1 protein-coding gene is annotated in these 6,812 nt (G+C 62.0%); it reads left to right on the top strand.

What is annotated here, in order from left to right:
- The first annotated feature begins 555 nt into the window (after positions 1-555).
- Positions 556-6,078, top strand: a complete 5,523-nt coding sequence (locus P5205_08770) for an immunoglobulin domain-containing protein (GenBank protein ID HSA10450.1) — start codon at positions 556-558, stop codon at positions 6,076-6,078.
- The last annotated feature ends 734 nt before the right edge of the window (positions 6,079-6,812 follow it).

The raw sequence follows: 6,812 nt of genomic DNA, 5'->3' as shown, positions 1-6,812 counted from the left end.
GTTCGCCAAATCCCCGGTTTCCTGGCGCTCTCCAGCTTGAAAAGGTGCGTCCTAGACGTGACGCTTCTAGCGGACATTTCATTCGACAATTAGGCGGAGTTGGACTATAAATATCAACCAGGCGCGGTCGGGAAGCGCCCCTGGGCTGAGGAGGTCCGGGACAGGGCAATCAAGGCCCAATCATGGAGTAATCATGCTCCAATCATGCTCCAATCATGCTCCAATCATGCTCCAATCATGCTATCAACACCGGGGCAACACGCCGGCAACCCGATCCAATCCCGCGCAAGATCCCCGTCGGACGGCGCAAGCCGGGGCCTCCAAGCGCACTAGTGCGTATGCATGAAGCGGCCGAAGGCGCGGGGGCATCTTGCCCGCTTTGCGGATGGCGGGCCAGACCAGCGAGCCAGATGCCCGCGCGCCTTCATGCACACGCGCTGCCCGCGCGCACAGTATTTTGCTTTTTGCTTGTCTTCCGCCGGGGGATGATTAGAATCACGCCTCAAGAATGATTGTTCAGCGCGTACGCAACAGTGCCTGAAAAAAGCAACACACATGAATTCAAAACAACTCCTCACCCTCAGTTCCGTCTCCCTCGTTGGCGCTTCGGCTGCCTGGGCTACGTCCGACTACGGCCCGGCCGTTGATCGCCTGATCACAGCGTGTTCCAAGTGGTACACCTCCGGCTACGGCCACAAGTTTGCAGTCGTGCATAGCATGGAGGGATACTATCTGACCGGCACCTCCTACCTGCGACGCTGCGACATCTCGGCCAGTTGCCATTACACGGTCAGCGGGCTGGTGGACTACTCAGGTGATGCGCCGCGGGGGGAGATCTCGCAGCTGGTTTATGAGTCACGATATGCCTGGCACGCCACGTGTTGGAACCAGCATTCATTGGGGACGGAGCACGAGGGTTTTGTGGGCAACCCCGCCTGGTTCACGGAAGAAATGTACCAGGCCTCGGCGCTGCTCCACCGACATATGGCGGACAAATTCGGCTTTGCCAAAGACCGGAATCACATTGTGGGCCACAACGAGAAATCCTCCTCGGCCTGGCGCTCGTACGCCTCGGCTAACCTGGGCATTAATCCCTCGTGCAACACCCACACTGATCCCGGCTCCTATTGGAACTGGTCGCACTTCATGGCCCTGATCATCGGTGGCACCGACAACGCCTCGTTCGTTTCACAGTCCGTCGCCAACGGTACCTCCTTCTCTCCGGGCCAGGCGTTCTCTTGCACCTTCACGATGCATAACAACGGGACAACGACCTGGATTGCCAATGGCGGGGATGGTTATACTTTCAACAACAACGGCGGCACGGCTATGGGCGCGCCCTTCGCTACTGCGCTCGGGGGTAATGTGGGGCCGGGCGGCAATGCGAGTTTCAACGTGAACTTTACTGCTCCGACCACGCCTGGAAGTTACACAGCCACGTTCCGCATGAATAGTACGAGCTTTACTTACTTCGGAACACAGGTGTCTTTCAACATCAACGTCGTCAATCCGGTCCCTGTTATCACCTCGCAACCAGCGTCAACGACCAGGAATCCCGGGGAGACAGCGACTTTCACGGTCGCGGCGACGGGGGCGACCGGTTACCAATGGAAGAAGAACGGTGTGAACATTTCGGGGGCGACCTCGGCGACGCTGACAGTTTCGAACGTGCAGTTGTCCAATGCGGGCTTTTACACGGTGGTGGTGAGCAACGCGGGCGGTTCGGTGACCAGCAGCCAGGCGCAGTTGGCGGTGACAGCGGCGCCGGTGGCGGCGGGGACGGGCGGAGGGTTGCGCGGGCTCTATTACAACAACACGGATTTCAGTGGACTGGCGCTGTCGCGGCTGGATGGGCCGGTGAATTTTGACTGGGCGGCTGGTTCACCCGGCGGGGCGGTGGGGGCGGACAGTTATTCGGTGCGGTGGACGGGGCAGGTGGAACCGCGCTACAGCCAGACCTACACCTTCTACACCGGGACCGATGACGGGGTGCGGCTGTGGGTTAACGGGGTGCTGCTCATTGATCACTGGGCGGACCAGGGCTACACGGAATGGAGTGGCTCGATCGCGCTGACGGCGGGCCAGAGGTACGACATCCGGATGGATTATTTTGAGAACGGCGGCAGTGCGTCGGCCCAATTGCGGTGGTCGAGTGCCAGCCAGGTCAAGGAACTGATCCCGGCCAGCCAGTTGTATCGGCCGGTGCCGGTATTGGCGACGATTGGAAACAAGACGGTGCCGGCGAACAGTGAGCTGAGCGTTCCTGTCTCCCTCTCGTCATGGGACCAAGTGGCAGGGGTGACGCCGTTTGAGGATTTCGAGACTTACGGGGACGGAACGCCAACGGACCAGATCATGTTCCGCAAGCCGGGCAACTCGTCGACGACCAGCGGGTTTTTGGATGGCGGGGTAACCAATTACAATGTGCCGACGGCGAGTTTTCCGGCGGGGCGATCAAGCGCGCGGGCGATGCATGTGTCGTGGAGTTTTCTGGCTGGCACAACGGATCCGTGGCTGCGGTTAACGACCTTCAACGCTGCGACGCGTCCCAACCCGACGATAGATTTCACGCGGTCGTTGTGGTTTGATATATACACTGACAAGGCGCTGAAGGTGGGGGTGAACGCGCGCGAGACCAGTTCGACCGCCGCCATAGGGGAGAATGGCGGGACCACCGGGACGATTGAGTTTGTGGGGGTGACTGGTAAGACAACGGGGACGCCAAGTGCCCCGATCCCGAGCCGGGCGGTGGCGGCGGGGAGCTGGGCGACGTTGCGGTTCGAACTGCCGCAGGAGCCGGTGACTGCTTTTACGGGCAACGGTATCCTGGAATCCACGACCGGCAAGGGAGTGCTGGAAGCCCTGGCGCTGGTGGCGGCGGGAGGCACGGGTACTTATCACGTGTATCTGGACAACTTCGTGCAGGTGCAGAACGGGGGGGTGACCTACGCGCTGGAGGCTGGGGCGCCGACGGGGGCGACGATTGACGCGAACACGGGGGTCTTTTCGTGGACTCCGACGGCGGGGCAGGGGCCTGGGAGCTACACGATCACGGTGCGTGTGACGAATGCGGGCTCGCCGAGCCTGAGCGACACGGAGAGCTTCGTGGTGACGGTGGAAGCGGCGCCGGTGATAACAGTGCAGCCGCAGGATCAGAACGTGTTTCCGGGTGGCAGCGCGACCTTCGCGGTGACGGCGACGGGGACAGCGCCGCTGACGTACCAGTGGCATAAAGATGGCGGGGTGATTTCGGGAGCGACGGGAAGCGGTTACACGCTGGCCAACGCGCAGGCGTCGGACTCGGGCAGTTACCAGGTAGTGGTGGCCAATGCGCTGGGTTCGGCCACCAGCTCGGTCGCGATGTTGATGGTGTCGGATGTGGCGTCGCCGCCGTCGTTTGTGGCGCAGCCGCAGAGTTTGACGCGGAATCAGGGAGCCAGCGCGACCTTCGGGGTGACGGTGGCGGGGTCGTGGCCGTTGTCGTACCAGTGGTATTTGAACGGCACGCCGATTTCGGGGGCGACGCAGAACTCCTATACGGATTCCAACGTGCAGCCGGCGGATGGGGGCGCCTACACCTGTGTCGTAACGAACGACTTCGGCAGCGCCAGCAGCGACCCGGCAATGCTGACGGTCATAGTGGCGCCGACAGTTACGACGCAGCCTGTGAGCCAGACGGTGACTCAAGGGGGTGGCGTCACGTTTAGCGTTGCGGCCAGCGGTAGCGCGCCGCTGTCGTTCCAATGGCGGAAGGGTGGCACACCGATCAGCGGAGCGACTGGAACAAGCTACAGTTTGAGCAATGTGGAGGCGGCTAACGCGGGCACCTACACGGTGGTAGTTAGCAACGATGCGGGCAGCGTGACGAGCGGCAACGCGGTGTTGACGGTATATGTGGCGCCGGCGATTACGGTGCAGCCGGTGGGGCAAACGCTGGCGGCAGGTTCGAGCGCGACGTTTAGCGTGACGGCGACGGGCAATCCGGCGCCGACCTACCAGTGGCGGCGAAATGGGGTCAACATCTCCGGGGCGACTGGCAGCAGTTACACCCGCAGCAACATCCAGTCTGCCGACGTCGGCCTCTACTCTGTCGTCGTCAGCAACCTCGTCGGCGCCGCCACTAGCTCCGAAGCCTCCCTCGCCCTCACCGGCGCCATCGCCTTCCAGGACAACTTCGAGTCCGGTAACATGAATCAGTGGACCACGGCTGCCAGCCCGGCCACGGACCTCGTGATCTCCACCGCCCAGAACCATACCAGCGGCGGGAGCTATAGCGCCGCCCAGGACAGCACCGGCGATCACATGTACCACAACTTCGGCAGCTACAGTGGCCACACCAAACTGAGCTATTACTTTTACGACGATGGTAGCACTGCTGCCAGTGCCAAGTCTTACATTGAAGTCCGCTCCTACTCGGGCGGAACCTATGATCCGACCAAGCTCACTCAGGTCCTGGCCATCGGCAAATACAACGCCGTCGGCGCCAACACTGGCGACGTCTGGGACAACAAGCATTACCAGCTCCGGGTTCTCTACCCCTCGGCGACTTACGGCTGGATGAACTGCGCCACCAATGCGGCCGTCCCCAACCGCTCGGCAGGCTGGCACAAGTTCTCCATCGAGCGCCTGGCCGATGGCACGACCGTCAATTTCACGGTAGACGACGTGGCTACGCGCACGATTACCGGTGTCACAACGCGGGATTGGAACACGGTCTTGATCGGGGGCGGCAGCGGCGCAAACGCTGTCACCGCCTACACCGACGACGTGCTGGTGGAGTATTTCGACCGACCGTCCATTGTGACGCAGCCTGTCGGCCAGACCGTGACGGTGGGCAACAGCGCCACTTTCAGCGTTGTGGCGGCCGACAACCCGCAGACTTACCAGTGGCGGCACAACGGGGTGAACATAGCGGGGGCGACTACCGCTTCGCTCACGGTCAACAATGCCCAGGCGGCGGATGCCGGGTCGTACAGCGTCGTCGTCGCCAATGGCGTGGGGGCGGTGGCCAGCGCCAACGCCCTGTTGTTGGTAGCGCCGGTGATCACAACGCAGCCCGCTAGCCGCACCAATGTGGAGAGCAGCACGGTGACCTTTACGGTTGCCGCCGACGGTCAAACGCCGCTGAGCTACCAGTGGAAGCGGAACGGGATTAACCTGAGCAATGACGGCATTGTCTCCGGGGCGCAGACCGCGACCCTGACCCTTACCGGGATTACGGAGGCGGACGAAGCCAGCTACACGGTTGGGGTGACCAATGCGGCCGGGGGTGTGGTGAGCGAGGCGGCCTACCTGTCGGTGACCCCGCTGGCGATTGCGCCGGTAATCACGCTGCAGCCCGTGAGCCAGGCGGTGGGGGCGGGGGCGACGGTGACGTTCATTGTTGAGGCGACGGGCACGACGCCGAGTTACCAGTGGATGTTCAATGGCAATCCGATTACGGGTGCCACCGCGGCATCCTACACCCGGAGCAACGTTCAGGATGCGGATTCGGGCGAGTACACGGTGGTGGTGGCGAACGCGGCGGGCAGTGTGACGAGTGAGCCGGCCACGTTGCTGATCAACACGGCGCCGAGCCTGGCCGCCCTGCCGGACCGGACCGTCCACGCGGGCTGCCAGTTGGTAATGACGGTCTCGGCGAGCGATCCGGAGGCGCCGGCGCAGACGCTCAACTTCAGTTTGGAGGGGGCGCCGGCTGGGGCGACGATTGATGCGGGCACGGGCGTGTTCAGCTGGACACCTGGGTCTGGAGACGTCGGGACGACCAAGACCATTACAGTGCGAGTGAGCGACAACGGCACACCGGTGCAAAGCGCGGCGCAGAGCTTCACTGTGGAGATTGTGGGGCCGCCGGTGATTACCAGTGCGGTGATTGAGGGGGGAACGATCGTGCTGGGGTGGAACTCGATTCCGGACCAGACCTACCGGGTGCAGTATAAAGACAACCTGATGGATGCGGAGTGGGCGGACCTGACGGATGTGAGTGCGGCGGACAGCACGGCGTCGGCGGTGGCGGGCCTCGTTGACGATAATGGCCCGATTCCGCACCGCTTCTTCCGCATCATGGTCGTGAATTAGATCCAGCAGACTGGGGAGCGGCTGCCTTCGGGCAACCGCTCCCCAACTGCCGATGCTGCGAGTTCAGGACTTGGACCGGTGGTTCTGCAGCAGAAGCGTAAGGGCGTGGGTGCGGTTGGTAGTCTTTCGCCACAAAAGAACTCATTGGCCTGTGGCCACATCCCTCCCGCGCCTGGTACCAGGGATGATTGGGCGGTTGTGCAATGTGCGGTGTTCGCATGGGTCGCGATCTCCGAGCAGCACCTGATGCGTGCAGGTTGGTGACGTTCCTGTTGAACATTTGATACCCTAGGTACCGCGATTGCATCTTGTTGGATCGACACGCCATCCTGCTGGAAATCGGCGCGGTGTCCATTTTTGAGATAGTGATGGTTCGCGAGCACAGCCTCCAAAACGGGCATTCCCGGTGCGACAACGCTGTGCCCCCCGTGATACCCCGGTGTGTATCCCATGGGGAGCGCTCCCCATGGGATACACACCGTAGTCCCGCTGGATTGGCACCGTCCCATCGCCGTAGCCTCTCTCGCTCTCTTAGAAGGCTCTGGACGAAGGCTTGACTTGGGCCATGCACCCCGGCAGAATGGTAGAAAGTCCAGTGTTGCCGCTATGCCAATTCCCGATTCTCAGGCTGCCGTCTTCGAGGACTTCATTGTTCGTTTTCGACCGGCCACCCGTATCGCGAGATTGTTGTTCGGTTCAACCAGTCCCGTTTCACACTAACAACCATCAAGACG

Source organism: Candidatus Paceibacterota bacterium (assembly GCA_035452965.1).
Lineage (GTDB): Bacteria > Verrucomicrobiota > Verrucomicrobiia > Limisphaerales > UBA8199 > UBA8199.
This window is presented reverse-complemented; position numbering and strand designations above follow the sequence as displayed.

What these genes read in the sequence shown, in the direction of transcription:
- P5205_08770 (HSA10450.1), top strand. Translation starts at nt 556, where the DNA reads ATGAATTCAAAACAACTCCTCACCCTCAGTTCCGTCTCCCTCGTTGGC.